Source organism: Streptomyces sp. 13-12-16 (assembly GCF_002114215.1).
Taxonomy (GTDB): domain Bacteria; phylum Actinomycetota; class Actinomycetes; order Streptomycetales; family Streptomycetaceae; genus Streptomyces.
Genome location: NZ_NCTE01000689.1, coordinates 17,497 through 18,677 on the forward strand (window position 1 = coordinate 17,497; position 1,181 = coordinate 18,677).

Consider the following 1,181-nt stretch of genomic DNA (forward strand, 5'->3'; position numbering starts at 1 on the left):
GGAGGTGGGAGCAGGTGATCACCCTCGCCGTACGGCTGAAGAACCTCGCCTTCCTCCTCGTCGCCGTCCTCGCCCTGTCGTTCCTCGGCATCCGCTACGCCGACCTCGGCCGGTACGTGGGCGTCGCCGACTACTACACGGTGGATGTGCAACTCCCGCGCACGGGCGGCCTGTTCACCCACTCCGACGTCACCTACCGGGGCGTCTCCGTGGGCCGCGTCGGCCCGATCGGCCTCACCGCCGACGGCGTCGTCGCCGAACTCCGCATCAAGAAGTCCGCCCCCCGCATCCCCGCCGACACCAAGGCCGTGGTCGCCGGACTCTCCGCCGTGGGCGAGCAGTACATCGACCTGCGGCCCGAGAGCGACGGCTCCCCCTACCTCGCCGAGGGCACCCGCATCGAACAGGCCGACACCCAGGTGCCCGCACCCGTCACCGACGTCCTCACCAGCGTCGACGACCTCGTGAGCTCCGTCCCGCTGGAGGATCTGCGCACGGTCGTCGACGAGTTCGGCAAGGCCTTCGAGGGGCACGGCGACGACCTCCAGGCGCTGCTCGACAGCGGCAGCGACTTCGTCGAGGCCGCCGACCGCGCCCTGCCGTCCACCACGCTGCTCATCACCGACGGCGAGACCGTCCTGCGCACCCAGGCCCAGGAGGCGGAGGCCATCCGCGACTTCGCCACCGGGGCGGAGGAACTGGCCCGCGCCCTCAAGGGCTCCGACGCCGACCTGCGCCGCCTCCTCGCGGTCACCCCCGAGGCGGCCACCCAGGTCAGCGGCCTGCTGCGGGACCTCGACCCCAGCCTCGGCGTCGTCCTCGCCAACCTCCTCACCACCTCCGAGGTCGCCGTCACCCGGCAGCGCGGCATCGAGGAACTCCTCGTGAAGTACCCGGCGGCCGTCGCCGCCGGCTCCACCGCCGTCGACGGAGGGAAGCTGAACCTCGGCATGGCCGTCACCTTCTTCGCCCCCCTGCCCTGCACCGACGGATACGGCGCCACGCGCTACCGCAACGGCCTCGACCTCGGCACCGCGCCCGCCCTCAACACCGGTGCGGCCTGCACCGCCCCGGCCTCGGGCGGATCGAACGTACGTGGTTCGGCGAACGCCCCGAAGGGCGGCACGGTGCCCGAGCCGGCCAGGCCCGGATCCCTGCCCTCGGGCAGCGGCGGGACACCG

At 73.0% G+C, this 1,181-nt stretch carries 1 protein-coding gene; it reads left to right on the forward strand.

Features of this window, described 5'->3' with window-relative positions:
• Positions 1 to 14 precede the first annotated feature (14 nt).
• Positions 15 to 1,181 (forward strand): MCE family protein (locus B7767_RS26340; RefSeq protein WP_085574370.1); only part of this gene is annotated, 1,167 nt, incomplete at its 3' end.